The organism is Actinokineospora spheciospongiae (assembly GCF_003182415.1).
GTDB classification, from domain to species: Bacteria; Actinomycetota; Actinomycetes; order Mycobacteriales; family Pseudonocardiaceae; genus Actinokineospora; species Actinokineospora spheciospongiae.
The window spans coordinates 174,845-200,402 of record NZ_QHCP01000007.1; the positions used below are offsets into that span (position 1 = coordinate 174,845).

At 70.8% G+C, this 25,558-nt stretch carries 23 protein-coding genes; 8 read left to right on the plus strand and 15 right to left on the minus strand.

Annotated features, from left to right (window positions below; translation table 11 throughout):
- Window positions 1-161: 161 nt before the first annotated feature.
- From DFQ13_RS20260 to DFQ13_RS20290, 7 genes are all read right to left on the minus strand, one after another.
- Complete coding sequence (locus DFQ13_RS20260) at window positions 162-1,235, minus strand: ParB/RepB/Spo0J family partition protein (protein ID WP_233438499.1); 1,074 nt, start codon at window positions 1,233-1,235, stop codon at window positions 162-164.
- A gap of 248 nt (window positions 1,236-1,483) precedes the next feature.
- The gene (locus tag DFQ13_RS20265) at window positions 1,484-2,647 is read right to left on the minus strand and encodes a glycosyltransferase 87 family protein (protein ID WP_181400074.1); all 1,164 of its coding nucleotides are present in this window, start codon (window positions 2,645-2,647) and stop codon (window positions 1,484-1,486) included.
- A gap of 132 nt (window positions 2,648-2,779) precedes the next feature.
- Window positions 2,780-3,751: a phosphotransferase family protein gene (locus DFQ13_RS20270; protein ID WP_110080931.1), complete on the minus strand. Its 972-nt coding sequence runs from the start codon at window positions 3,749-3,751 to the stop codon at window positions 2,780-2,782.
- Entirely contained in the window at window positions 3,751-4,443 is a 693-nt protein-coding gene (locus DFQ13_RS20275; RefSeq protein ID WP_110080932.1) for a StsF protein, read from the minus strand. Before DFQ13_RS20275 ends, DFQ13_RS20270 begins: the two co-directional genes overlap by 1 nt.
- Window positions 4,444-4,477: 34 nt before the next feature.
- Window positions 4,478-5,239 (minus strand): class I SAM-dependent methyltransferase, encoded by a 762-nt coding sequence (locus tag DFQ13_RS20280; protein ID WP_110080933.1) that lies wholly within the window; start codon window positions 5,237-5,239, stop codon window positions 4,478-4,480.
- A gap of 41 nt (window positions 5,240-5,280) precedes the next feature.
- On the minus strand, window positions 5,281-7,023 hold the full coding sequence (locus tag DFQ13_RS20285) for an ABC transporter ATP-binding protein (protein ID WP_110080934.1): 1,743 nt from the start codon (window positions 7,021-7,023) through the stop codon (window positions 5,281-5,283).
- Window positions 7,020-8,801, minus strand: coding sequence for an ABC transporter transmembrane domain-containing protein (locus tag DFQ13_RS20290; protein ID WP_110080935.1), 1,782 nt, complete (start codon window positions 8,799-8,801; stop codon window positions 7,020-7,022). Before DFQ13_RS20290 ends, DFQ13_RS20285 begins: the two co-directional genes overlap by 4 nt.
- Before the next feature lie 230 nt (window positions 8,802-9,031).
- On the opposite strand from DFQ13_RS20290, the gene rfbC reads away from it, so the two are divergent.
- Together rfbC and DFQ13_RS20300 are read left to right on the plus strand one after the other, a co-directional pair.
- A complete protein-coding gene (rfbC, locus tag DFQ13_RS20295) occupies window positions 9,032-9,580 on the plus strand; it encodes a dTDP-4-dehydrorhamnose 3,5-epimerase (RefSeq protein ID WP_110080936.1) in 549 nt (182 codons plus the stop codon).
- The gene (locus tag DFQ13_RS20300) at window positions 9,541-10,872 is read left to right on the plus strand and encodes an NAD(P)H-dependent oxidoreductase (protein WP_233438500.1); all 1,332 of its coding nucleotides are present in this window, start codon (window positions 9,541-9,543) and stop codon (window positions 10,870-10,872) included. The genes rfbC and DFQ13_RS20300 overlap by 40 nt, the downstream gene beginning before the upstream one ends.
- Before the next feature lie 26 nt (window positions 10,873-10,898).
- On the opposite strand, the gene DFQ13_RS20305 is transcribed toward DFQ13_RS20300, so the two are convergent.
- Genes DFQ13_RS20305 through DFQ13_RS20315 form a run of 3 tightly spaced genes read right to left on the minus strand, consistent with a single transcriptional unit; the run spans window position 10,899 to window position 13,313 of the window.
- Window positions 10,899-11,693, minus strand: a complete 795-nt coding sequence (locus DFQ13_RS20305; protein ID WP_110080938.1) for a glucose-1-phosphate cytidylyltransferase — start codon at window positions 11,691-11,693, stop codon at window positions 10,899-10,901.
- A 10-nt stretch (window positions 11,694-11,703) separates the two neighbouring features.
- Window positions 11,704-12,702 carry a Gfo/Idh/MocA family protein gene (locus tag DFQ13_RS20310; RefSeq protein ID WP_110080939.1) on the minus strand — a complete coding sequence of 333 codons (999 nt, stop codon included), beginning with the start codon at window positions 12,700-12,702 and terminating at the stop codon, window positions 11,704-11,706.
- The gene (locus DFQ13_RS20315; RefSeq protein ID WP_110080940.1) at window positions 12,699-13,313 is read right to left on the minus strand and encodes an HAD family hydrolase; all 615 of its coding nucleotides are present in this window, start codon (window positions 13,311-13,313) and stop codon (window positions 12,699-12,701) included. The genes DFQ13_RS20310 and DFQ13_RS20315 overlap by 4 nt, the downstream gene beginning before the upstream one ends.
- A gap of 92 nt (window positions 13,314-13,405) precedes the next feature.
- On the opposite strand from DFQ13_RS20315, the gene DFQ13_RS20320 reads away from it, so the two are divergent.
- Window positions 13,406-14,188 (plus strand): inositol monophosphatase family protein, encoded by a 783-nt coding sequence (locus DFQ13_RS20320; protein ID WP_219994540.1) that lies wholly within the window; start codon window positions 13,406-13,408, stop codon window positions 14,186-14,188.
- A gap of 50 nt (window positions 14,189-14,238) precedes the next feature.
- Here the strand turns inward: DFQ13_RS20320 and DFQ13_RS20325 are convergent, their stop codons facing one another.
- The 3 genes from DFQ13_RS20325 to DFQ13_RS20335 all read right to left on the minus strand — a co-directional run bounded on the left by DFQ13_RS20325 (window position 14,239) and on the right by DFQ13_RS20335 (window position 18,004).
- Complete coding sequence (locus DFQ13_RS20325) at window positions 14,239-15,465, minus strand: DegT/DnrJ/EryC1/StrS aminotransferase family protein (protein ID WP_110080941.1); 1,227 nt, start codon at window positions 15,463-15,465, stop codon at window positions 14,239-14,241.
- Window positions 15,466-15,522: 57 nt separating this feature from the next.
- Window positions 15,523-16,623 (minus strand): inositol-3-phosphate synthase, encoded by a 1,101-nt coding sequence (locus tag DFQ13_RS20330; RefSeq protein ID WP_110080942.1) that lies wholly within the window; start codon window positions 16,621-16,623, stop codon window positions 15,523-15,525.
- A gap of 136 nt (window positions 16,624-16,759) precedes the next feature.
- Entirely contained in the window at window positions 16,760-18,004 is a 1,245-nt protein-coding gene (locus tag DFQ13_RS20335) for a DegT/DnrJ/EryC1/StrS aminotransferase family protein (protein WP_219994542.1), read from the minus strand.
- 172 nt (window positions 18,005-18,176) lie between these two features.
- On the opposite strand from DFQ13_RS20335, the gene DFQ13_RS20340 reads away from it, so the two are divergent.
- From DFQ13_RS20340 to DFQ13_RS20360, 5 genes are all read left to right on the plus strand, one after another.
- Window positions 18,177-19,697, plus strand: coding sequence for an FAD-binding protein (locus DFQ13_RS20340; protein WP_110080943.1), 1,521 nt, complete (start codon window positions 18,177-18,179; stop codon window positions 19,695-19,697).
- Window positions 19,698-19,833: 136 nt separating this feature from the next.
- Window positions 19,834-20,601: a phosphotransferase gene (locus tag DFQ13_RS20345; RefSeq protein ID WP_219994544.1), complete on the plus strand. Its 768-nt coding sequence runs from the start codon at window positions 19,834-19,836 to the stop codon at window positions 20,599-20,601.
- A 53-nt stretch (window positions 20,602-20,654) separates the two neighbouring features.
- Complete coding sequence (locus DFQ13_RS20350) at window positions 20,655-21,698, plus strand: inosamine-phosphate amidinotransferase 1 (protein ID WP_110080945.1); 1,044 nt, start codon at window positions 20,655-20,657, stop codon at window positions 21,696-21,698.
- An 85-nt stretch (window positions 21,699-21,783) separates the two neighbouring features.
- Window positions 21,784-22,626 (plus strand): glycosyltransferase, encoded by an 843-nt coding sequence (locus DFQ13_RS20355; RefSeq protein WP_219994545.1) that lies wholly within the window; start codon window positions 21,784-21,786, stop codon window positions 22,624-22,626.
- A gap of 8 nt (window positions 22,627-22,634) precedes the next feature.
- Window positions 22,635-23,234 carry a phytanoyl-CoA dioxygenase family protein gene (locus DFQ13_RS20360; protein WP_110080947.1) on the plus strand — a complete coding sequence of 200 codons (600 nt, stop codon included), beginning with the start codon at window positions 22,635-22,637 and terminating at the stop codon, window positions 23,232-23,234.
- Window positions 23,235-23,293: 59 nt separating this feature from the next.
- Here DFQ13_RS20360 and DFQ13_RS20365 read toward each other — a convergent pair whose 3' ends face one another.
- Together DFQ13_RS20365 and DFQ13_RS20370 are read right to left on the minus strand one after the other, a co-directional pair.
- Window positions 23,294-24,226, minus strand: a complete 933-nt coding sequence (locus tag DFQ13_RS20365; protein ID WP_110080948.1) for an aldo/keto reductase — start codon at window positions 24,224-24,226, stop codon at window positions 23,294-23,296.
- A gap of 28 nt (window positions 24,227-24,254) precedes the next feature.
- The gene (locus DFQ13_RS20370) at window positions 24,255-25,394 is read right to left on the minus strand and encodes a DegT/DnrJ/EryC1/StrS family aminotransferase (protein ID WP_110080949.1); all 1,140 of its coding nucleotides are present in this window, start codon (window positions 25,392-25,394) and stop codon (window positions 24,255-24,257) included.
- Window positions 25,395-25,558 lie beyond the last annotated feature (164 nt).

A 25,558-nucleotide genomic window follows, 5' to 3' on the forward strand; every position in this document is an offset into this window, starting at 1 on the left:
ACCGACGCCTACCTGATCACCACCACATCGACCCCGCTGTGTTCCCCTCGGGCTCCACGACGCCGGGCCTGTGGGATCGTCGTCCGCGACGTCCGAAACCCGTGGACGCGGCCTCCGGCACGAAGCCCGGTTGGAGTTGGGCGATTCGGCTCACCCCGTGGTCAGCGGTCGCCGGAGGGCCGCACGCAAGCGGAGTCTGCTCCGGTCTCCGCGGCAGCGTGGGGAGTCGCGCACGCTTTCGACCGGATCTGCTCGGCGAGATCTTTCCACTGGATCGCGAACTCCTCCACCAGGTCCGCCACCACGCCCACTTGGTGGTCCGGGATGGCGCCGATCAGCGTCGGCCACTTCACGGAGCTGACCGCGGTCAGGTGGAGAACGCGGAGCAGGTCCCGCCCCGGTTCGGAAAAACGGAGGGAGGGGTCCTGCGTGAGGTGCTGCAGAATTCCCAGACCGCTTCTGGCCGGGTCGTCGCGTCTCTCCGGTCGCGACCGACCACTCGCCGCGGGTGCGTCGGCGGTGCTGCTTTCGACCGTGCCCCGCTGGCTCGGCAGCACCGGGTCCTCACCGCGATGGAGACGGTTGCGGACGTCGTTGACCGTGCTCACCGAAACATCAGCGACTGCCGCAGCCTCACGCAAGGAAGCGTCTGGGTTGTTGGCCAGGAATTCAGCCGCCCTCAACCTGCCGTCCGGCGAGGAGTTGACTGGTCGTTCACGTCCGTCCGCACCTATCCGGCCCGCCACCTGCGTGGACTCACCGAGCATCTTGAACCGCACTTTGCTCACGCTCTTCGCGGAGATGCCGACGGTCCTGGCAATGGCGCGGTCGGACCAGTTGGGGTGCGAGAGGATGATCCGGCCCGCGGCCGCGGTGCGGTCGGCGAACGAAAGCGGCATGCCGTGGTTGATGTTGGCCCGAACCGCGAGGATGAAAGCTTCCTTCAGATCACCGTCGAAGAAGCGCACCGCGATCTCGTCTTCACCCCGCGCCGCCGCGGCGCGCAGCCGGTGCATTCCGTCGATGACCCGCATGGTGCTGCGGTGCACGATGATCGGCGGCTTCTCCGCCTCGGCCTCCGCCAAGGTCCGGACGTGGTCGGCGTCCTCCCCGGCAAGCCTGGGCGAATCCGCCGGGAGGAGTTCCCGCAGGGGAACCCGGACCGACTCCCCCACATGCAACTCACTTTCAATGAACGCATGACGGGCTGAAACAGGATCATTCCCGTTGAGCACGGATATACCCCCACGTCACATGCCAACAACACAACCAGAGATCAACAAAACAGCCGAATCCGCACCCGCGGACATGTGAATCAATTGAATGAACACGTCGGATGATTTATAATTTACACACATATTTTAGGCTACCCGAAGACGGTCTTGCCCGCAACCAGGATTGATGGCATAGATGAAGCACGCTCGAACCAATTCAGTCCTGCGATCGACATCAATCAAGCGGAAGAATAATCCCGAACACCCGCTTAATCTCCCGCCCGACGCCTGCCCAGCGCCCGGCAGGGGTGGCTGGAGCACCGCTCGCGGTGATCGCGCACGGCAGTGCAGAGCACGGCCACGAAGAACAGGACGTAGAAGTTTCCCAACACGAACGCGAGCGGCCCACCGGAGAGGACGGGGACCTCGCCGTCGCCCTGCGGGTCGGCGAGGGCCAGCACCCACGGCGCCGTGCCCGCCAGCAGCACCGTGCTGGGCAGCCACGTCCGCCTGCGGTCGGCGTCGCCCATGACCGAGGCGAGGAACACGCCCAACGGCACCACCCAAACCCAGTGGTGCCCCCACGCCCACGGCGACACGGCCGTTGTGTAGAGGCCGATCAACGAGGCGACCAGCAGCGGCTCGCGCGGTTCGGCCGAGGCCAGGGCGAGCACGACGACCCCCATCAGCGCCGCGAGGACCAGCCACGCCCAGGTCGCACCGGGCTCGGGCACCCCGGACTTGAGGAGCATTCCGCGTAGCGATTGGTTGTGGCGTGAAGTGGGATCGGGGAAGATCCGACTCGTGTCGGCGAAGGCGCCAGACAGCCAGTACGCGCTCGACGGGCCGGGCAGCACGAGCGCACCCAGCAGCGCGGTCCCCACCGCCCACGCCGCCGCCCTGACGGCGTGTCGACGCCGCCCCAACACCGGCAGGACCACCAAGAAGACCAGCGGTGTCAGCTTCAGACCCGCCGCCACCCCGATCCCCGCGCCGCGGAGCCGACCACCCTGCCGCCCCGTCAGGTCGGTCAGCACGAGGGCGAGCAGCAGCAGGTTGATCTGACCGTCGTGGAAGTTCGTGTGGACCGCTTCGATCAGGAAGGCAGCGCCTGCCGTCGCGATCACCGCTGGAACGTGCCGCTGGGGGTTCCGCACGCCGAGCGAGCGCCACGACCGCTCGACGACGAGGACCAGCAGGGCGCAGTTGAGGACCACCGCGCCGACCTCCACCGCCCCCGACTCCACGAGTGCCAGCGGCACGAAGACCAGTGCCGCGAACGGCGGGTAGGTGAACAGGAAGTCGCGCCACACCGGCTCCGAGTACAGCTCTCGGCCCGCCGACACCGCCTCGCCCGCCGCTCGGTAGACGTGGAGGTCCACCATCGGGGCATCCAGCGCGAGGACCGCGTTGGCGATCCCGAACAGACCCACCGCGCAGGCCAGGGCCCACCTGGTGGGAGAACACCGATCCGATCGGGGCCGCCGTTCGCCCACGTCCACCTCGCTGATCCGTCGTGCAACGGCTCCCCGGTCGCGGTCTGCGATGCCACAGGGCATCGATGGTCAAAGCACCTCTTGCAGGAGTGGTGCGTAGCAGCCGCCCTCGACCCGTGCGCACTCGGCGAGCATCAGGTACGGTTCCCACGCCGTGAAGTCGCCGCGGTGGGGTTTGGCCAGCTCGCGCTCCAAACCCCACACCTCCAGCTGGATGCTGTGGCCGAGCAGGAGGTCGACGTCGACTTGGCCGCGCAGCAGCGACCGAGCCGCCGCGGTCACCTCGACCCGCACCAGGGACCGGGTCCCGTCGTCGACCCCGGCGCCCGGCGCGACCGGGGCGAAGGCGTGCTTCACCAGCTCGTTCAGGTCGAGGTGCACCGGCGCCAGCACGGCGAACTCGAAGTCCAACAACGACACGACACCCGTGCCGTCCCACAGCGCGTTGACCGGTGAGAGGTCACCGTGGTTGAGCACCACCGCGGCGCCCGGCAACACCTCCCAGTGGCGTTCCAGCAGCTCCCACAGCCGGTCCCGTTCGAGTCGGCTGAGCACACCGGCCCGGTACAGCCGCGACGGGCCGGCCACCGCCTCGGCCAGGTCGCAGGCGTAGAAGGGGTTGCGGCCGGTCAGAAGGGGGCTGACGAGTCCCGGGGCCACGCCGTGCACCGCCCGGGCCTTCGCCCACAGCTGCCGGGTGGCGCGCGCCCGCTGGTCCGGCCCCAAGTCGGGCCAAGCGTCGTCGAGGTTGACCGCGGGCACCTCGACGGCGGCCACCCAGGGGACACCCCGGGTCACCCCGGAACCGATCACCCGGGGGTAGCCGACCTCTGGCGGCAGCACTGCGGCGAGGAGGGTCTCCTGCTCCAGGTTCGAGGTGCCCGCCCCGCCCGCGAATCGCACAGCCAGCCCGCCGCCGATCCAGGTGACGTTGGTCCGGCCGCCCGCGCGCCGCGCCCTGCCGAAATCGACGCCGAACCCGGCGAAGACCTCCGCCGCCGCCTGCGCGAGTGCCTCCGCCCTGGTGTCCTGGGATCGCACTAGTCCGCTTCCGGGAGGGCCGCCAGGCGCAGCGACACGACCAGCCGCAGCGGGTCCGGGCCATCGGGCAGGCGCAGCAGCGGCGGCACCTCGTGCCACATCCGCGGACCGAGCAGTCGAGCGTCACCGTCGCGGTCGTACATCGGTTCCAGGTAACCCTGTTTGAGGACGCGCATGGAACCGACCGTGTTGTAGCACAGCGGGAACTGGAGGTTGAAGCGGTCGAGGTCGGTGTCCTGCTCGGCGCCGTGCGGTCCGATGTAGTCGCCTTCCCGGTAGGCCAGCATGAAGACCCGCTCGTAGCGCATCGCGCGCCCGGTGATCCGGCCGACCAGCGGGACGAGTTCGACGGCGACCTCGTGCGCCCAGTCCGACAGGCCGTGTTCGTCGAAGACCTCGGTGACGCGGCGGGAGTGCTCCGGCGAGTCGGACTTCGCGTCCATGCGCAGCAGGCGGAAACCGTAGCCGAGCGTTCCGTCGTCATCGACGTGCTCCTGGGCGTCGACCACCGGCCCGTCGCCCAACTGCTCGTAGGCGGACCGGGCGGCGAGGCGGAGCTCGGTGGCGTCGACGACCTGCCGGATCTGCGCGCACCGGTGCCGGGCGTAGTGCGCCCGCAGCGCTCCCACGTCCGCGTCCGCGGTGCGGATGCCTGCTGCCGAGGCCAGGAGCCTGGCGGAGTTGGCGAGCACGGAACCCCTCCTGTCGTGATCGGGAGGACGAGGCTCAGGCGGTTCCGAGCACCGTCAGGCGCTTGCTGCTGACCGTGAACGTGCCGCCGTTCTCGTCCATGACCTTCGCGTCGGAGAACCCGGCGGTGCGGAACCACTCCAGGATCTCCGGGGCGGTGAACATGCGAACGCTGTACCGCGCCCGCGTCACCACGTCGTTCCGGATGGTGAGCTTCTCCGAGAAGTACCGGCTGTTCTCGGCATCCAACTCCTGGATGTCGATGGCCATGTCGGGGCCGCGCCGGAGGACGTCCACGTGCATCTCGTGGTTCGCCAGGACGCTGGGGATGTGCCGGTACGGGGAATGCATGTCGAGCAGGAAAGTCCCACCCGGGCGCAGTGCCCGGCGATAGCGCCGGAGGATGTCCCGGTCGGTCTCGTCGTCGAAGTAGCCGAATGAACTGTACCAGGACACCGCCATGTCGAACTCGGCTTCGAAATCCATCTCGCGCAGGTCGAGGTGCCGGTAGTCGACCCGGACGCCCATCCGCCCCGCTTCCTCGGCCGCCATGCCCAGGAATCGCTCGTACCGGTCGATGCCGACCACGGTGTAACCGCGGGACGCGAGGATGTTGGCGTGCCTGCCGTGCCCGCAAGGTGCGTCGAGAACGGTGCCGCCCGGCGTGAACCGGCCGAGCTCCACCATTCTGTCCACTTCTCCCGCGCTCAGTTCCGGGGTGAGATCAGGCAGGTCGAAGTGGTCGTAGTCGGCACCGAAAAGGCTTTCCCAGTCCACGTGCGGCTTTTTCGACTCCATGAATCCAGGCTAGGACTCGACACCTTTCACCCGCAAGGACATCAGTCGCCGTGCCAGGTCCGCCACAACGCGGCGTAGGCACCGTTCGCGGCGAGCAATTCGTGGTGGTTGCCGAGTTCGGTGATGCGGCCGTCCTCCAGCACCGCGATGCGGTCGGCGTCCCGCGCGGTGTGCAGCCGGTGGGCGATGGCGATGACCGTGCGCTCGCCGAGGACCGCCGCCAAGGCCTGCTCGGTGTGCCGGGCAGTCGCCGGGTCGAGCAGCGCGGTGGCCTCGTCGAGGACGACGGTGTGCGGGTCGGCCAGCACCAGGCGGCCCAGCGCCACCTGCTGCGCCTGCGCCGCGGTGAGGTCGTGCCCGCCGGAGCCGACGAGCGTGTCGAGGCCGTCGGGCAGCGCCGCCGCCCACGCCGCGGCTCCGACCGCGTCGAGTGCTCGCCGGGCCTCGGCCTCGCCCGTCCCGGGCTTGGCCAGGGTCAGGTTCTCCCGGAGGGTGCCCCGGAAGATGTGGTGGTCCTGGCTCACCAGTGCGATGTGCCTGCGCAACTCCTGTTCACCCAGCCGCACGAGACGCACGCCGCCGAGTTCGACCACGCCGGATTCTGGCTCGTAGATGCCCGCCAACAGCTTGCCGAGGGTGGACTTCCCCGACCCGGAGGGGCCGACGACCGCGAGGCGTTCGCCGGGGGTGAGGTCCAGGTCGACGCCGTGCAGGACGCGGTTGCCGCCCTCGTAGGTGTAGGTGACGGCACGCGCGGTCAAGCGTTCGCCGCGCGGCTGTTCGCCGGAGGGCTCGCGGTCTGGCGGCAGTTTGCTGACGCCGAGCACACGGGCGAGGGAGGCCGAGCCGATCTGGACCTCGTCCATCCAGCTCAGCACGTCGTCAAGCGGGAAGATCAGCTGCCGGACGTAGAGGGTCGCCGCGACCACCTGGCCGAGCGTGGCCAACCCGTTCGCGTGCAGGACGCCGCCGACGACCAGCGTGGCCACCACCGGGACGACGTAGCTGAACTCCACCGCCAGGTACCACGAGCTGCGCAACCACATGGTGTGGCGCTCGGCCTGGTACGCCTCGGCCAGGTCGCGGTCGAGCACGTCCCGCCGCCACGACCGCAGTCCCAGCGCCTCCACGGTTCGAGCGCCGGGCACCGTTTCGGCGAGGGTGTCGCCGAGCGCGACGTAGCTGGCGCCGCGTCGCCGGTAGCCGGGTCCCGACCGGCGCAGGTACCACCGGGTGCTCGACCACAGCAGCGGGATGACGACCAGGCTCGGCAGCGCCGTCAACGGTCCGACCAGCAGGAGGGCGCCGAAGGTGAACAGGCAGGTGGCGAGCGCGATCAGCATCTCCGGGACCGCGTAGCGCACGGTGTTGGTCAGCGCGTCGGTGTCACGGGAGGCACGGGTGACGAGGTCGCCGGGTTCGGCGTCCTCCACGGTGGACAGCGGGAGGCCCACCACGCGGTCGACGAAGTCCTCGCGCACCTCGGCGGTGATCCGCTCGCCGAACCGGCAGGACCGCCGAACCGCCCAGTAGGTCAGCGCGGACTGCGCCACCAGCGAGGTCACCAGGCCGAGGCCGAACAGGTTGACCGTGGTGGCCGTCGTGCCGCGCACCACCTCGTCGAGCAGGCTGCCGATCAGCCACGGCGCGACGAGGCCGCAGGCCGCGGCGAGGCCGTGCAGGGAGAGCATCCAACCGAGGTCGCGGGCGTGGCGGCGGGCGAGGTCGAGGCCGTGGCGGCGGACCTCGGCGGCATCCGCCACCGGCAGGGCGGTATGGCTCATTCAGCGCTCCCGATCACCGTGCGCGGGGTGGTCGGCGCGCCGTCGTGCGGTGCCTCGCCCGTCTCGCGCTGGATCGCCGTGCGGTAGCCCGGGTCGGTGGCGAGCAGTTCCCGGTGCGTGCCGACGGCGGTGACGCGACCCCCGGGCAGGAAGGCGACCCGGTCCGCCAGGTCGAGCAGCAACGGGCTCGAACTGATCAGCACGGTCGTGCGCCCGGCGCGCGCGGAGTACAGGCGGCGGCCGACGCGGTCCTCGGTGTGGGTGTCCAACCCGGAGGTCGGGTCCACCACGACGAGCACGTCCGGGTCGGTGAGCACGGCGCGGGCCAGCACCAGCCGCCTGCGCTGACCGCCGGAGAAGCGGTGGCCGTCCGCCGTGACCTCCGTGTCCAAGCCGTCGGGAAGGGCCTCGACCACGTCCTCGGCCGAGGCCACCCGCAGCGCACGCGCGATCTGGTCGGGACCGGCCGCGCCGTGCGGGTCGAGGCTGGCCCGCAGCGGACCGCGGAACAGGCGCGAGTCGTTGTCGACCACCAGTACCCGACTGCGGAGTCCATCGGGGTCGAACGCGGGCAACGGCTGCCGGTCGTAGGTGACGCCCTCCCCGGTGTGGCCACCGAGCCGGTCGGCGAGCCGGACCCCCGCGGCGTGCGGGGTCACCACCACGAGGAACGCGCAGGCAGGCACCACCAGGCCGGAAGTCCGGTCGACCAGTTCACGGGGGCCGGGCGGTACGGGGAGCCCTCCGCCGTGCCGGAGCGGCTCGGCAGGGGCTCCGGGAGCGGGTTCCGGAACGAGGTTGAGGACGGCGACGGCCCGGCGGGCGGCGACGTGCGCCCTGGCGAACCGGTCCGCGGTGTCGGTGAAGATGCCCAGCGGTTCGACGAGGAACGCCGCGTAGGCGTAGAAGGCGGCCAACTCGCCCGGCGTGACCGACCCGTCGAGGGTGGCTCTCGCCCCGATCCAGGTGACCGCGCCGACGAGCAGACCGGGCAGCAGGACCTGGCTGCCCCGGATCAGCGCTTCGACGCCCGCGACCCGAGAACCGGCCTGGCGCACGCGTTGCGAACGTTCGCGGTAGGAGCGGGCGAACGGGGCCTCGCCGCCGACGCCGCGCAGGACCCGCAGGCCTGCGACCACGTCGGTCAACCGGGAGGTCAGCTCTCCCTGGAGATCCCGGTACGCCTCCTGCCTGCGGTGCAGCGGGCGCAGCGCGTACCCCGTGGTCAGGATCACCGCGGGCAGCGCGACCACGAGCAACAGCCCGAGCGGGGTGGACTGCTCCAACAGCACCACGGCGACCAGTACGAGCGAGACCAGCGCACCGACCGCGCGGCCGACCACGTCGAAGGCGTTGCCGATCGCGGCCATGTCCGAGGTGCCGACGCTGATCATCTCGCCTTCGTCGACGCGCCGCCGCAGCGACGCGCCCAAACGGTTGGCGTGCGCCACGACCAGTTGCACGGTGCGGAATCCGGCGGACAGCGCGTTGTGCATGTTCAACCGGCGCCGAATGGTCCCCGACACGGATTGCACGACACCGAGGCCGAGCAGCACCGCTGACCACACCAGGACGGTGTGCATGTCGCCGGGCACGAGGCCGTGGTCGATCGCCTCGCGGATGACGACCGGGACCAGTGCCTGCGACCCCAGCCAGAGCACGCCGAAGAACGCGGCCGCGCCGAGCGGACCGCGGACCTGCCTGCCCAGCCAGGTCAGGTACCGTGCGGCGGTGCGGATGTCGGGGTCACCTGGATCGGCCACGGGCAACGGGCGCATTGCCCGAGACTAGTGAGCACTCCGACCGAACCGTCAACCCCGCGTCGACAAGCTGTTCGACTGCTCACCGTCAGCAGTCGAATGCCCCCGGTCCTCGCCGAGTCGAGCCGATCACATTACCGGCGGTCGCCGTGCGCGAAAAGGAAGTGTCGGCGGTTGCCGGGGGTCATCGGGCTGCCATAGCCTCGTGATTCCTTTCGCAATTCGCCACGGAATTCGAGGAATCACCCATGCTCGTCCACCCCACCCCATTGGACGGCTCAGCGTTGGTAGAGCTGAGAACACTCGAGGACGAACGCGGGTTCTTCGCGCGCGCGTTCTGCCGAAGTGAATTCCTGGCCGCCGGTCTCGAGCCCGCGATCGAGCAGTGCAACATCTCGTACAACCACCGCCGCGGCACCCTGCGCGGATTCCACTTCCAGGCGGAGCCGGACTCGGAGGCGAAGACCATCCGGTGCACCCGGGGCGCGATCCACGACGTGATCGTGGACCTGCGACGGGGCTCGCCGACGTACCTGCACCACTTCGGCGCGACCCTCTCGGCGGAGAACCGACTGGCGCTGCACGTGCCCCGGAACTTCGCACACGCCTACCTGACGCTGACGGACGACACCGAGGTCCTCTACCACGTGTCCGCCGCCTACGCCCCGGGCGCCGAACACGGCCTCCGCTGGGACGACCCGGTGCTCGGCGTGGACTGGCCGGAGCCGGTGGCGGTGCTCTCGGCCAAGGACGCGGCGTGGCCGCTGCTGCCCGCGAGCACCGCGGACCGCCTGTGATCATCGTCGACAACGCGCTGCGGGAGCGCGCGGAGCAGGACCGCCCGATCAGGGTCGGCATGGTGGGCGCCGGGTTCATGGGGCGCGGGCTGGCGAACCACATCGTCAAGTCGGTCCCGGGGATGCGCCTGGTCGCCATCGCCAACCGCAACCTCGCCAACGCCGAGCGCGCCTACGTCGAGGCCGGGGTCCGGCCGGTGCGGGCGGACACCGCGGGCCGGATCGACGCCGCCGTGGCGGCCGGGCGGCCCGCGGTGACCGAGGACGCCTTCGAATTGCTCGCGGTCGAACAACTGGACTGCCTGGTCGACGTCACCGGCGCGGTCGGGTTCGGCGCGGCGGTCACCGTGGCCGCCATCGAACGCCGCCTGCCGGTGGTGACCATGAACGCCGAGCTCGACGGCACGGTGGGTCCGCTGCTCGCGCACCGCGCCCGCGCGGCCGGGGTCGTGCTCACCGGCGCGGACGGCGACCAGCCCGCGGTGCAGGCGAACCTGCTGCGCTTCGTCGCGGGCCTCGGGGTGACCCCGTTGGTGGCAGGCAACGTCAAGGGGCTCCAGGACGAGTACCGGACGCCGACCACGCAGCGGGCGTTCGCCGAGCGCTGGGGGCAGAGCCCGCACATGGTCACCAGCTTCGCCGACGGCACCAAGGTGTCCTTCGAACAGGCGATCGTCGCCAACGCCTTCGGCTTCACGACCGGCCGACGCGGCATGTACGGGCGTGCGCACACCGGTCACGTGGACGAGTTGACCGGGCGCTACGACGTGGATGAGCTGCGCGGGCTGGGCGGGGTGGTCGACTACGTCGTCGGGGCGAGGCCCGGCCCGGGCGTGTACGTGCTCGGCACGCACGACGACCCGAGCCAGCGCCACTACCTGGAGCTCTACAAGCTCGGCCCCGGACCGCTCTACAGCTTCTACGCGCCCTACCACCTGTGCCACCTCGAGACGCCGAACAGCGTCGTCAGGGCGGTCGACTTCGCCGACGCGGCGCTGTCGCCTCCCGGGGCGCCGAGGGTGGACGTGGTGGCCGTGGCCAAGCGCGACTTGACGGTGGGGCAGGCGCTGGACGGCCTCGGCGGTTTCGACACCTACGGGGTGGCCGAGACCCACCGCACCACGAGGGTGGAGCGCCTGCTCCCCATGGGCCTGGCCGAGGGGTGCGTACTGCGGCGGGCGGTCGCCAAGGACGCCGTGCTCTCCCACGACGACGTGGCGTTGCCGCCGGGGCGGCTCGTCGACGCGCTCCGGGAGGAGCAGGACACCCTGTTCGGCCTGCCCGGGGCGTGAGTGCGCCGGGCAGGCCGAACGGTGGTTCAACCCCACACCTTCCACGGGGCGTCCCCGGCCGCCCACAGCGAGTTCAGGTGCTGGTAGTCCTTGTAGGTGTCCATCGCGCACCAGAAGTCGTGGTGCGGGTGGAGGGTCAGCTGCCGGTCCCGGGACAGCCGTTGCAACGGCTCGCTCTCCAGCCACAGCATCGGGTCGTCGTCGAGGTAGTCCTCGACGAACTCCCTGCGGAACATGAAGAAGCCGCCGGACACGAATCCCCTGACCTGGGTGGGCTTCTCGTTGAACTCGGCGACCAGGTCGCCATCCACGTCCATCTCGCCGAACTTCGACGTGGGGTGGATGCCGGTCACCGTGCCGATCCGACCCGCCGCGCGGTGCTGCTTCTCCAGTGCGGTCAGGTCGATGTTCCCCACTCCGTCGCCGTACCCCATCATGAAGTCGTCGGTGTCCAGGTAGTGCCGGACGCGGCGCAGCCGCGCGCCGGTCGCGGTGTCCAGCCCGGTCTCAGCGAAGGTGATCTCCCAGTTCTCGTCCGCCCGGTCGTCGTGGAAGTGCAGGCGGTGCTCGTCGTTGAGCGAGATGGTGAAGTCCGACATCTGCGCCCGGTAGTCCAGGAAGAACTGCTTGACCGCCCAGCCCTTGTAACCGAGGCACAGGATGAACCGCCGGAAGCCGTAGTGCCCGTAGATCTTCATGATGTGCCAGAGGATGGGCCTGCCGCCGACGTCGACCATGGCCTTGGGCAGGCGCTCGCTCGCCTCCCTGATCCGGGTGCCGTAGCCACCGCACAGGATCACCACCGGAATGTCCTGGACCACGTGCGTCTCCTCAGTCGATCTCGGCGAGGCGCACCGGTCGGCGCTCGCGGACGGACAGGGCGCACGCCTCGGCCACGCGCAGGGCGGCCAGGGCGTCGGGCACCCCGCAGGGGCTGGGCGCGCGGCGGGCCACCACGTCGGTGAAGGCGGCCATCTCGGCGCGGTAGGCGTGGCGGAAGCGGTCCCGGAAGTCGGTGTGGGCGGGCTCGGCGGCCACTGGCGCCCCCGGCTCCACCGAGCGCAGGGGCGTTCGCCCGTCCAGACCGGCCACGACGCTGTCCGCGGAGCCGAGCAGCTCCAGGCGCGCGTCGTACCCGGCAGCGTTGTAGCGGCCCCCCGAGACCAGGGCCAGCGCGCCGTCGTCCAGGGTCAGCACCGCCGCGGCAGTGTCGACGTCGCCGGAGGCGCGGAAGTGCTCCTCACCGCGGTTGCCGCCCGCCGCGTACACCTCGACCACCTCGCGCCCGGTGACCCACCGGATCACGTCGAAGTCGTGGATCGAGCAGTCGCGGAACAGGCCACCGGAGCCCGCCACGTAAGCGGGCGGCGGCGGCGCTGCGTCGAGGGTGGTGGCCCGTACGGTGTGCAGCCACCCGAGCGCCCCCGCCCGGAGCGCGCGGCGTGCGGCGGTGAAGCCGGGGTCGAAACGCCGTTGGAAGCCGATCTGCACCGCTTCCTGGGTGGTGCCGACCGCCTCGAGCACGGCGCGGGTGGCGGTCAGGTCCGCGGCCACCGGCTTCTCGCAGAAGACCGGCAGCCCGGCCGACACGGCGGCGAGCAGCAGTTCCGGGTGGGTCTCGGTCGGGGTGGCCACCACCAGCCCGTCCAGCCCGGCGTCGAACAGCGCGGCGGTGTCCGGGACGTGCTCCGCGCCCAGTCCGGCGGCCAACTCCGCGACCCGGTCGCCGTCCGCGTCCGCCAGCACCAGCGACTCCACGCCCGGCAGCCCGCTCAGGGTGGTCGCGTGGACCGTGCCGATGCGGCCGACTCCCAACACTCCCAGCCTCATGACGCCTCCGATCTGGGTCGGTCGAGTTCGACGGCCAATCGCTGGGCCAGCACCTCCGGCGAGTGCACGTGCAGGACGCGCATGCCGAGTCGGGCGCCCACCCGCAGCACAGCGCGCCGGTCGTCGACCAGCAGCGCGGACTCGGTCGCGGGGCAGGCTCGGCACAGCTCGGCGAAGTAGTCCTCAGACGGCTTCACCTGCCGCACGCGCCACGAGGAGAGCAACCGGTCGAACAGCCGATAATGCCCGAACTCGGCGTTCTTCAATTCGTCCCAGTGAGCCGACTCGTTGTTGGTGAGGATTATCCGAACCCCGGGGTGGCTGTCCCGCAGTTGTCGCACCACGGCGAGGTTCGGCCGATGGGGTTCGACACATTCGAGATAGAGTTCGTCCAACCACTTCGCGTTCAGGTCGCTGCCTACGATACGCCGGAAGACGTCGTGCACGTGGTACCGGCCACTCTCGTACAGAGGGGCGTTGACGTGCACCTGACGGGTGAACTGCCGCTCCTCCAAGCCGTACCGGTCGGCGATGGAGGCCAGGAAGGGAGTTTCCTCGAGAACATTGTTGAACAGCACTCCGCCCGCGTCCATGAAGACCACCTTCAGCACCGGATCTCCTTTCCAGTGAGGCGTGCGCCCGACACTCATCACAATTCCGCACAGGCAGACCCCTGTCCAGGCCGCAGACTATTGTCGGCGTCGTGGACGAATACGCGGACCTGATGTTGGCGAATGAACTCGTGGCCCGGGCCGATTCGATCGCGCTCCGCCACTTCCGGGGCCGGAACCCGGTGCGGACCAAAGTGGACGGCAGCCCGGTGAGCGAGGCCGACCTGACCGTGGAGCGCGCGATGCTGGACCTGCTGCGACGCGAGCGCCCCGGCGACGCCGTGCTGTCGGAGGAGTGCGGGGCACTCGGCGACTCCCGGCGGCGGTGGGTGCTGGACCCGATCGACGGCACCATCCCGTTCCTGCGCGGCGCGCGCGACTGGGGCACGCACGTGGCGCTGGAGGTGGACGGGGAACTCGTCCTGGGGCTGCTCAGCCGCCCCACCGAGGGACGGGTGTACTGGGCGCGGCGTGGCCATGGCGCGCACGTGCGGGAGAACGGGGCACGGCGACGGCTGCACGTCCACGGCGGTGGCGCCCTGGGCTCGGCGCGGGTGACCGGTTTCCTGTTCGACGACTCGCCGGTGCGGGGAGACCTGGAGGCGCTGCCGGGCTGGACCAGGTCGCCGGTCAGCGCTGTCGGCGACCTGCTGGAGGGCCGCTTGGACGCGCTGGTCGACGAGGGCGGCAAGGTGTGGGACCGGGCGCCCGCCGCGCTGCTGGTGCGCGAGGCGGGCGGGCGGGTGGACGACCTGCGCGGCGGAGCGCGGCTCGACCTGCCGTGGCTGGTGTACTCGACGCCGGGGCTGGGCACCGGGATCACCGACTTCCTGGTGGACCGATTGTCCCGGCGGGACGTACCTGGGCGGTCATGACCTGGGCGGCATCGGGCGCGCACGGCTCGGGACCGTGCGCGCCCGTCCGGCTACCCGGCCAGGACCGCCTCGCGGAAGCGCGCCGCCACCTCGACGACCTCCGCGCCGTCTCCCCGGGCGGTGAGGCCGAAACCCGCGCCCAGGTAGTCGTCGGAGACGCCGACCGCCAGCGCGACCGACCGACCGAGCACGTCGTCGGTGCGCGGCAGGGCGCCGGGGCCGAAGTCGACCTCGGTCGCCGGGTTGATCGGGGCGCGGAAGGGGACCGGTCCCCGCTCCCCCCGCCCGAAGGCAGCCAGCTCCGGCAGCCCGCCGTAGTAGTGCTTGGGCGAGTCGAGCAGGGTGGTGGCACCGAGCAGGCCCGCGGTGGCCTCGGCGTGCCGGGCGTCGTCGAACAGGTACACCGCCAGCGTCGCGCACTCACCGTCCGCGTCGTGCAGCGGTCTGCGCCGCACGCCCGGCAGGTCACCGACCTCCTCGACCAGAGCGCGCTTGCGCGCGCGCAAACGGGCCAGGATGGCGTCCAACTTGGCCACCTGCGCCAGGCCGACGGCCGCGTTCAGCTCGCTCAACCGCAGGTTCATCCCGACCAGCAGGTCTCCATCACCGACGTCCTCCCGGTACGGGAACCAGCCCTGGTCGTGGAACGAGTAGGCGCGTTGGAACAACTTCGGGTCGCCGGTCAGCAGGAACCCGCCGTCCAACGCCGTGATCACCTTGAAGTGGTTGAGCGAGAACGCGCCGACCGCGCCGATGGTGCCGAGCCGCCTGCCCCGGTAGCTCCCGCCCGCGGCCTGGGCGCAGTCCTCGACCAACGCCAAGCCGTGCTCCTCCGCGATGGCGGTGAGCGCGGCGAGGTCGGCAGGCGCGCCGAGCATGTGCACCGGCAGGATCGCCCTGGTGCGCGGCGTGATGCGCGCCCGCACGTCGACCGGGTCGAGGGTGAGGGACTCGTCGACCTCGGCGAGCACCGGGTCGGCCCCGCTGTGCACCACCGCCGCGATCGTGGCGACGAACATGTAGCCCGGCACGATCACCTCGTCGCCCGGCCCGATGCCGAGCCCGGCGAGGGCCGCGATCAGCGCCGACGTGCCGCTGTTGAGGGCGAGGCAGTGGTCGGCCCCGAACTTCCCGGCCGTGGCCCGCTCGAAGTCCCGCACCGTCTCGGCCTCCCCCGGATCACCGAAGGCGTCCCGGCGCCGTGCCCACCGGTCGAGCACGGCGAGGACGTTCGCGCGCTCCTGTTCGCCGAACGCGCTGAAACCCGGACCTGGCAAGGGGCTCACCTCTCGATGTGGGGGACAACGCTGGTCGGACGGCTCCGGTGCCGTGCGTCACGCCTGACCCGTGATGAAGCGCTCGACCGCGTCGTGCGCCTCGGAGTCGGGGTGTTGCACCGGTGGCGACTTCATGAAGTACGCCGAGGCCGATTCCACGGGGCCGCCGATCCCCCGGTCCTTGGCGATCTTGGCCGCCCGCAGCGCGTCGATGACGATGCCCGCGGAGTTGGGCGAGTCCCAGACCTCCAGCTTGTACTCCAGGTTCAGCGGGACGTCGCCGAACGCCCTGCCCTCCAGGCGGACGTAGGCCCACTTGCGGTCGTCGAGCCACGGCACGTGGTCGCTCGGTCCGATGTGGATGTTGCGTCGGTCGAGGTCGTGGCGCACCTGCGAGGTGACGGCCTGCGTCTTGGAGATCTTCTTCGACTCCAGGCGATCCAGCTCGCGCATGTTCAGGAAATCCATGTTGCCCCCGACGTTGAGCTGCATCGTGCGATCCAGGCGAACCCCCCGATCCTCGAACAACTTGACCAGCACCCGGTGCGTGATGGTGGCGCCGACCTGGGACTTGATGTCGTCGCCGACGATCGGCACACCCGCGGCCCGGAACCTCTCGGCCCACTCCGGGTCGCTGGCGATGAAGACCGGCAACGCGTTGACGAAGGCGACGCCCGCCTCGATGGCTGCCCCGGCGTAGAACTTGGCCGCCGCCTCCGAGCCGACCGGCAGGTAGCAGACCAGGACGTCGGCCGCGGCGTCGCGGAGGGCGGCCACCACGTCGACCGGCGGGGTGGCCGACTCCTCGACGCGTTCCCGGTAGAAGCGCCCGAAGCCGTCCAGCGTCGGACCGCGCTGCACGGTCACCCCGAGCGGCGGCACGTCGCAGATCCGGATGGTGTTGTTCTCGCCGGTGACGATCGCCTCGGACAGGTCGGCGCCGACCTTCTTGGCGTCCACGTCGAACGCGGCCACGAAGGACACGTCCCCGACGTGGTAGTCGCCGAAGACGACGTGCATCAAGCCGGGCACCTCGGCGCGCGGGTCCGCGTCGGCGTAGAAGTGCACGCCCTGCACGAGTGACGCCGCGCAGTTGCCGACTCCGACGATCGCGACCCGGACTTCGCGCGGGCTTTCCCCGTTGGCGGTGCTTTTCATGGTCCTCCGATGTCGTGCGGCGTGGAGCGGGTGGTGCGGGAACCTGTGCGCAGACCGCGGCGTCGGGCGGACCGGTCCGGCCTGCTCCCGCTGTGCCCCCGCCGGGTGGCGGGATCGGTCGGCGGTGGGATCGGCCTCAACCGGACCCGGTCGCCGTTCGAACGGAGGTCAGGACCCGTTCGAACGCGGTGGCGATCTCCTCCACCGCCTCCTCCGGCGCGAGCAGGATCTCGTGGCTGAAGCTGACCACGCTCTCGTGCACGTCCTGGCACACCGGCAGGTCGAACCGCGCGGGGTCCACCCGGGAGAGGTAGTCGGCGTCGGTGGCGAACCTGCGGCGAGTCCTCGGTCGCAGCAGCGGGTTGTCGTTGAGCGGCCGGTGCGTCTGCACGACCGGGAAGCCGAGTTCGGCTGTGAGGTGCGCGGCGATCCCGGCGGCGGTGCGCGCGGTCAGCACCTCGGCGGGCAGCCGCGCGGCGTAGCGGTAGTGGGCGCGGGCGGAGGTGCCCGGCGCGGTGCCCTGCGGCAGGCAGCCCAGCGCGGTGAGCCGCTCGTCCAGGTGGGCGGCGTTCTCCGCGCGGCGGGCGCGCTGGCCGTCCAGGAGGTCGAGCTGGTCCAGCAGCACGGCGGCGTGGAATTCCGACAGGCAGTTGTTGCTGCCCATGATCCGGCCGCTCTCGACGAGTTCCATCTCGCCGACCGCGACGGGTTCGGGGTTCACCACGCGCCCGTCGGAGCGCAGGTGCTGGGCCAGCGAGGCCACCTCCGCGTCGTCGGTGATCACCGCTCCCCCCTCGCCGCAGGTCAGCAACTTGCTGCCCTGCATGCTGAAGGCACCCGCCCGGCCGAAGGAGCCGACCGACCGGTCCCGGTAGCGGGCGCCGTGGGAGTGCGCGCAGTCCTCCACGAGCGGCAGGTCGTGCTTCTCCGCCAGTGCCGTGAGCGCGTCCAGGTCCGCCACCGCGGAATAGGCGTGCACCACGGTGATCGCCCTCGTCCGGGGCGTGATCGCCGCCTCGGCCGCGGCCGGGTCGAGGCAGTAGGTGGCCGGGTCGATGTCCACCAGCACCGGAACCGCGTTGACGCCGAGGACCGCCGAGGCGGAGGCGACCCAGCTCAACCCCGGCACCAGCACCTCGTCGTGGGCGCCGACGCCGCACGCCTCCAAGGCGATGGCCAGGCTCGCGGTCCCGGTCGCAGCGGGGACGCAGTACCGGGTGCCGCAGTACCCGGCGAACGCGTCGGCGAACCGCTGTTCGTACGACCGGCGGCCCCGGTAGGCGCAACTGATCGTCCACCTGCCGCTCGTCAGCACGTCCGCCAGGTTGTCGAGCGCGCGCTCACCCGGCTGCGGCCAATCGGGCCATTCACGGTACGACACGATGGCCTCTCCTTCCTGGGGGGAAGTCGGGTGGAAAGGCGAATGTGCCGAAATGTAGGAGAAGAGCCGCCGGGACAAAAGGGCACCCGTCCGACGACGTGCTGGTGGCCTTCCGTCCGACTGCTTACGGTAATCAGTCGAACGGTCCGGAACACCCTGGCGCGGAGGGCGGATGAACGTCGTCGGAACTGAGCACACCGGGCGGGGTCCGTCTGTCGAACGCGTCGGCATCGTGGTGGTGGGCGCTGGACTGGCCGGCCTGGAACTGGCACGGCGGTTGGCGGAGCACGGTGCCGGGGACGTCCTCGTGCTGGAGGCGGGACCGGTCTCGGACCCGACCCACATCCACACCGGTCGAACCCGTGACGCGGCCACCGAACTCGTGTTCGCGCCGGACACCGACCCGCACTTCCACCGCTCGTGGACGTCCGACTCGGCGCACTACACCGGTGTCTCCGGTCTCCGCCGCCGCTTCGGCGGGCGCGCCCTGTACTGGCACGGCGTGAGCCTGCCGCTGGAGCCGTGGGCGCTGGCCGACTGGCCCGCCGAGGTGGCCGCCGACCTCACCGGGGGGTGGCGGGGCGGCCCCCCGCTCTACGACCGGGTCACCGCCGACCTGGAGGCGTGGGCCGGTCGGCCGCTGGGCGGCGGGGCGATCACCGGGCCGGTTGGCGGGCACCGCTTCCGCACGCTGCCAACGGCGTGCCGGGACACCGGGGACGGGATGTGGGCGGCCTACGCGCCGGTCGACGGCTGGCACGCCGACGGCGACGGGCTCCGAGCGCCCTGGTCCGGTGTGCGCGCCCGCTGCGGGGTGGAGGTGCTGAGGGTCGACGTGCGCGGCGGCTCCGCCCACGGGGTGGTCGCGCGGGACGCACGCGGCGTGTTCACCGTCGAGGCAGGCGCGGTGGTGCTGTGCGCGGGAACGGTCGAGAGCACCCGCCTGGCCCTCCAGGCGCTGCACGAGGCAGGCGTGCTGCCGACACCGCGGCTGGGCGGGTTGGCCGACCACATCGTGCAGGGCTTCACGCTGCGCCTCGTCGGAGCGGACGGGTTCTTCGCCGAGCGGGGGATGGCGCCGGGCTCCTACCACCTGCCTGCGGACCCGGCGATCCGCTCGTACCTGCGCGTCGACCTGCACCGCACCGGGCCGGGTGAGCTGCTGGTGGATGTCCGCGCCACCGGTGAGCAGTCGCCTGACCGCAACAGCGCGGTGGAGTGCGACCCGACCGCGGAACTGCCCTGGCGCGCTCACGTGCGCACCGCGCTGGCCGCTCGCGACGAGGTCGTGGTGCACGGTCAGCGGGCACTGCTCGACGCGTTCTGGCGCACCCTCGCGGAGGAGCTCGGGCGCACGCCCGCGCCGCTGGGGTTCGTCGACTTCGGCAGCGCGCGGCGCACGAACACGCAGGTGCTGCCGTCGTTGACCAAGGCGCTGCCGGAAGGCGTCCCGGAGAGCTGGACCAGCCTGCTGGGCACCGAGGACCACGAGGGCGGCTGCCTGGCCCTGGGGTCCGTGCTGACCGACGGGCAGGAGTTCGCGCACTTGCCCGGCCTCTTCGCCAACGGCCCGGCGGTCTTTCCGCGCATCGGTGCGGCAAATCCGTCGCTGACCACCCTCGCGCTGTCCCGCCGGTTGGCCGCGACACTCGCCGAAACGGATCTCGGTGCTAATATTCGGCATGCTCGTTGAGAATCGTCTGGTAACTCGCGAGGACATACGGCTACTGATTTCAGAAGAATTCGGAAACACCCACGACCCGAAGGCGCCGGTCGAATTCATGCCGCTCGGCGAGGACAGTTGGTCGTACCGTTCCGGGTCATTGTGGGTGAGTGTCCGCCGCGACCTCGACGGGCATTTCCCGGCGGCGTACGAGGGAGCCCGACTGCTCCGCGCGGGAGGAAAGGAGTACGTGCTCGCGCCACTGGCCGGTCGCGACGGCCGGGTGGTGCACACCGTCGGCGGCCTGCCGGTGGTCGTCTTCCCCTACCTCGACCACGTCGCCGCCTCCGCGGGCCACGACCCGACACCCGGCGAACTGGACGAACTGGTACGACGGCTGGCCGAGGTGCACGAGACCGCTCTCGACGTGGACCTGCCCGAGGAGGACTTCCGGGCTCCGTTCGAGGAGGACCTGGCCACGGCACTGCGCACCGCCGTCGAGAGCGGTGCCGCGGTCGGCCCGCTCAGCCACGACCTGCGCCTGCTGATCGCCGAGCACCGGGACTCCCTGGACCGGCGCCGCGCGGAATTCGCCGAGGTGGCCGCGGCCTGCGCGCACCGGTGGGCGCAGGGATCACCCCGCGCGCTCACCCACGGGGACCCCAGCGCGGCCAACGTCGTGCTCGAACCCGAGTTGCTCATCCTGGACTGGGGTGGACTGATGGTCTCACCGCCGGAAAGGGACCACGCGGCGCTGACCCGGGCGTTCGGGCTTCCACCCCGGGGCAGCTCCGACATGCTCCGCTTCTACGAACTGCGCTGGATTCTCGCCGAGGTGGCGGAGTACACCTCGCACCTCGTCAAGCCCCACACCGGCGACAGCGACGACCGGGCGATGTGGGTCCGGTTGCTGCGCTACCTGCACGCAGGCTGACCGGACCACCAGCACGCCCGTCCCCGTTTTTCCGACAGACACCGAGGAGTGCCATGAGCCTGGTCAGTGTGCACAACGAGTGGGACCCACTGGAGGAGATCATCGTCGGGACGGCGGTGGGCGCGCGCATACCGGTGGCCGATCGCAGTGTCCACGCCGTGGAGTACGCGAGCGACTACGAGCGCCAAGAGCAGATCCCCTCGGGCGCCTACCCCGACCGGGTGCTCAAGGAGACCGAGGAGGAGTTGCAGGTCCTCTGCGGGGAACTGGCCGAGCTCGGTGTCGCGGTGCGGCGCCCGGCCGAGCGGGACAGCTCGGCCCGGATCTCCACCCCGGACTGGGAAACCGACGGCTTCCACGACTACTGCCCTCGGGACGGCCTGCTCGCGGTCGGTGAAACGATCATCGAGACGCCGATGGCGCTCCGGTCGAGGTTCCTGGACTCGCTGGCGTACAAGGAGATCCTGCTCGACTACTTCGCCAGTGGCAGCCGTTGGCTCTCGGCGCCGAAACCGCGCCTCACCGACGGGATGTACTCCCCGTCGGCCGCGGCCGGGCAGCGCCTCAACGACCTGGAGCCGGTCTTCGACGCCGCGAACGTGTTGCGGTTCGGCACGGACCTGCTCTACCTGGTCTCCGACAGCGGGAACGAACTGGGTGCGAGGTGGCTCCAGGCGGCCGTCGGTGACGCCTACACCGTGCACCCGTGCCGCGGTCTGTACGCGTCCACCCACGTGGACTCCACGATCGTGCCGCTGCGCCCCGGTCTGGTGCTGGTGAACCCGTCCCGGGTCAACGACGACAACATCCCGGACTTCCTGCGGTCGTGGGACACGATCACCTGCCCCGAACTGGTCGACATCGGTTTCACCGGGGCCAAGGCGCACTGCTCGGTCTGGATCGGGATGAACCTGCTGGTGGTCCGCCCCGGCCTCGCGGTGGTCGACCGGCGGCAGACCGAGCTGATCAAACTCCTGGAGAAGCACGGAATGGACGTCCTGCCGCTCCAGTTGAGCCACTCGCGGACCCTCGGCGGCGGCTTCCACTGCGCGACCCTCGACGTCCGGCGCACCGGGTCCCTGGAGACCTACCGCTGAACGCGGTGAACCTCCCGTCCGGCCCGCGTCCGGCACGACTGCCCGCCGCGGGCCCATTCCGAGCACCAGGAGGCTGTCCACAGTGATGGGTTACGGGGTCTGCGTCGGCCCCTCCGACCTCTTCAACCGCATCTGCCGCCCGGGCATCGAGAAGGTCAGAACGCCGGGCAGCCCGCTGTTCACCATGCGCGACCAGCGCTCGCTGTTCGATGCCTACAACTCGCTGTTCGACCAGGCCGCGGCCAACTCCGAGGTGACGGGTCTCGTTCTGCTGCACGACGACGTCGAACTGCGGAAGAACCCGGCCGAGGTGGCCGAGGCCGTCTTCGAGGACCCCTCCGTCGGCCTCATGGGCTCGCTGGGCGGTTCGGACACCGTCTCGCTGGCCTGGTGGAACGAGAAGGAGACCCGACGCGGTCGGGTCACCGACTACGACAAGGTCCACGACCACGGCTCCGGCAGGCACGAGGTCGACTCCCTCGACGACGTGATCCTGTGCGTGAACCGCTGGACCATCGAGAACGTCCGCTTCCCGCCCGGCCGGTACGTCGGCTTCGAGGGTCTCGGCGTCATCCTCGCGACGATCGTCCGGGCCTCGGGCAAGCGGGTGGTGGTGGAGGACCTCCGGGACGTCATGCACCACAACGCGGGTCGCGGCTTCAACGGCCTCGAGGACTGGCGGCGCAACGAACTGCGCTGGCAGCGGCAGTTCTTCGACCTGAGCCCGCTGGAGCGGATCGGCAACCACCTGGAGGACCTCGCGGTGCCCGCGATCCCGCTGCGCATCGGCGCGCGGCGGTTGGCCCTGCGGCTGGCCGGGCGCGGACACGAGACGAGCGACGGGGAATCCGGCGACCCAGCCGTCGACGGGGTCGTGGATGCCTGGTACAGGCGGTGCAAGCGCCTACGCGGCCGGATGACGGTGTGAGGGGTGACATGGCGAAGTACGTTCGGCGGCACTACGACGTGAGGAAGTTCCCGATAGCCGACCTGGTGCGCGAGGTCATGCGGGTGGACAGCCTCGACAACCTGGCGGCGAGCGACCGGGTGGCCACGAGGGAAACCGATCAGAGCACCAGGTACCACAAGCTCTTCTACGACAACTTCGACGTCATCTCCCCGGTGTACCGGAAGCTCCTCCAGGAACTGCTCGGCCGGGAATCCGACGACGTCTACGTCCAGCGGGTGCCGACCTGCCGGGTGCACCTGCCCAATTCCGTCGCGGTCGGCACCTGGCACCGGGACCTCGACTTCGGGCACGACCCCAGCGAGGCGAACTTCTGGGTCCCGCTCACCCGCGCATACGGCAGCAACACGCTGTGGATCGAAGACGAGCCCGTGGAGGCGGAGTACGGCGACGTCATCGTCTTCGACGGCGCGAACACCCTGCACGGCAACGTGGTGAACGACACCGGGACCAGCCGGGTCAGCGTGGACTTCCGCACCATCCCGAGGGGGAATTACCGGCCGAACGACCGCAAGAGCGTCTCGTTCGGCATGCCCTTCCTGCTCGGCGACTACTGGGACGTCCTCTGAGGAGACGCGGACGAAGGCGGCACAGCGGATTCCGCTGTGCCGCCTTCGCCGTTCCCGGGCTACCTGGGTTCGTCGCCCTCCCCGGTCTCCAGCCAGCGGGACGCGGCCGGGTCGAGCACCAGGTCCAGTGCCGCCATCGAGTCGTGGACCTCGTCCACCTGGCGCGGACCGATCAGCGGGCTCACCGGGAACGGCCGCGAACGGGTCCAGGCCAGGGCCAGACCGGTGGGCGACACGCCCCACCGCTCGGCGAGGAGCCGGGTGCGGCGGACGCGCTCCAGGTTCGCCTCGCTGTACCAGCTTCGCGCGAGCGGCCCGGTGCGCAGCTCGTCGTCATCCGCCACGGCGTGGCAGCCGCGGCCCTGGCTGGCCCACGGGTACAGCACGACGCCGGAGCTCTCCAGCCAGGAGCGCCAGTCAGGGGTGTTCGCGCTGATCGTGCCCGGGTAGATCGGATTCACCATCTCGACCAGGCTGAACTGGTTGCTCACCCCGGACGGGGCAGGCAGGCCGTGTCGACCGGCGTACCCCACCGCCGCCCGCAGGCGCGGCAGCGTCCAGTTGGACATGCCATAGCCGCCGATCACCCCGCGCTTGACCAGGTCCACCAGCGCGGTGACGAACTCGCCGACCGGGACGTCCTCGTTGTCCCGGTGCAGCATGTACATGGCCGCGTCGCCGCGCCGCATCCGGTCCAGGCTCTCGTCGAGCTGGATCTCGATGCGGTCCGGGGAGCACTCCGGGGTGTGCGCGCCCTTCGCCAGCACCCAGACCTCGTCGTTGAGGCCGCGGGAATCGGCCCACTCGCCGAAGGCCCGCTCGCAGCAGCCGGGCCCGTAGTCGAACCCGTAGAGCCACGCGGTGTCGAAGGCCCGGCCACCCGCCGACCAGTAGGCGTCGTAGACCGGGAACGCGCGCTCGGGCTGCCCGAACGACGAGGTGCCCAGCACGACGGTCTGCTGCCGCGGTGCCGGGGGGATCAGGTCGGTCATGCTCGCTCTCCCCACGTCTCGGCGCCGCTCACTTGCCCACCACGACCTCTTTGACCTGCGTGGCGATGTGGTCGAGGTGCTCGGTGCGCAGGCCTGGGTGCGACGGCAGCGCGAACAGCTCGACCGACAGCCGCTCGGCGACCGGGCACGACTCGTCCCGGTGCTCGGCGAACGCGGGCAGGTGGTGCAGCGGGTAGGGGTAGCGCAGCAGGGTGTGCACACCCCGCGCGCGCAGCTCGGCAGCGAGCTCCGCGGCGCTGCGGCGCCCCTTCCCCGGAACCGCGCGGACCACGTACTTCCAGAACGCGTGCACGGTGCCCGCGGGCTCGGACGGCAGCTCCAGTTCCTCCACGCCCGCGAGCGACTCGTTGAGGTGGAAGGCGTTCTCGCGGCGCCGCGCGACCTGCTCGTCCAACCGCGACAGTTGGCTGGCGCCGATGGCGGCCTGGAGCGTCGTCAGCCGGTAGTTGTAGCCGACCTCGTGCGCCCAGATGAGTCCGGGCTTGCCTGCCACGGGCCCTTCGCCGTGCGAGCGCAAGCGCTTGAGGCGCTCCACGTGCTCGGGGTTGTCGGTCAGCACCACTCCGCCCTCACCACCGGAGGTGATCACCTTCTGCTCGAACATGCTCACGCAGGCCAGCTCGCCGAAGCCGCCGACCGACCGGTCGCCGATGCGGGTGCCCAGCGCCTGCGCCATGTCCTCGACGAGGGTGACCCCCGCCTCGTCCGCGAGCCTGCGCAACGCCACCACGTCGGCCGCGCAGCCGTTGAGGTGCACGGCGAGAACCGCCCTGGTGCGCTCGGTGAGCAGCGACTTGACCGATTGGACGTCGATGTTGTGGGTGTCCGGCAGCACGTCGGCGAACACCGGCCGGGCACCGAGGTAGACCACCGGGCTGGCCGAGCCGACGAAGGTGTGGGCGGGCACGATCACCTCGTCCCCCGGTCCGACACCGGCCGCCTGAAGCGCCAGGTGCACCGCGGCGGTGCCCGAGGAGACCGCCACCGCGTGGGCGACACCCAACTTGTCGGCCATGGCCGACTCCAGGTCGTCGACCGCGCTCCCGGGTGCGCCGACGAGGCGGTTGGAGCGCAACGCGAAGACGGCGGCTTCGACGTCGTCGTCGGTGAGTTGCGGCCAGCCGGGCAATCGAGTGACAGAGGTCATGTGTCCCATCCTTCGACGGTGGAAGGGGCGGCATTGCACGCCCCGTTGTCGCGCAAGGCGGTGATGTATTGGACGCGGCCATTCCTCAAAGCGTTCGAGCCGCGAGATCAGCAGCGCATCCACGATCAAGATTCCCGAGTGACCGCAAACTCGCAATAGGCAAC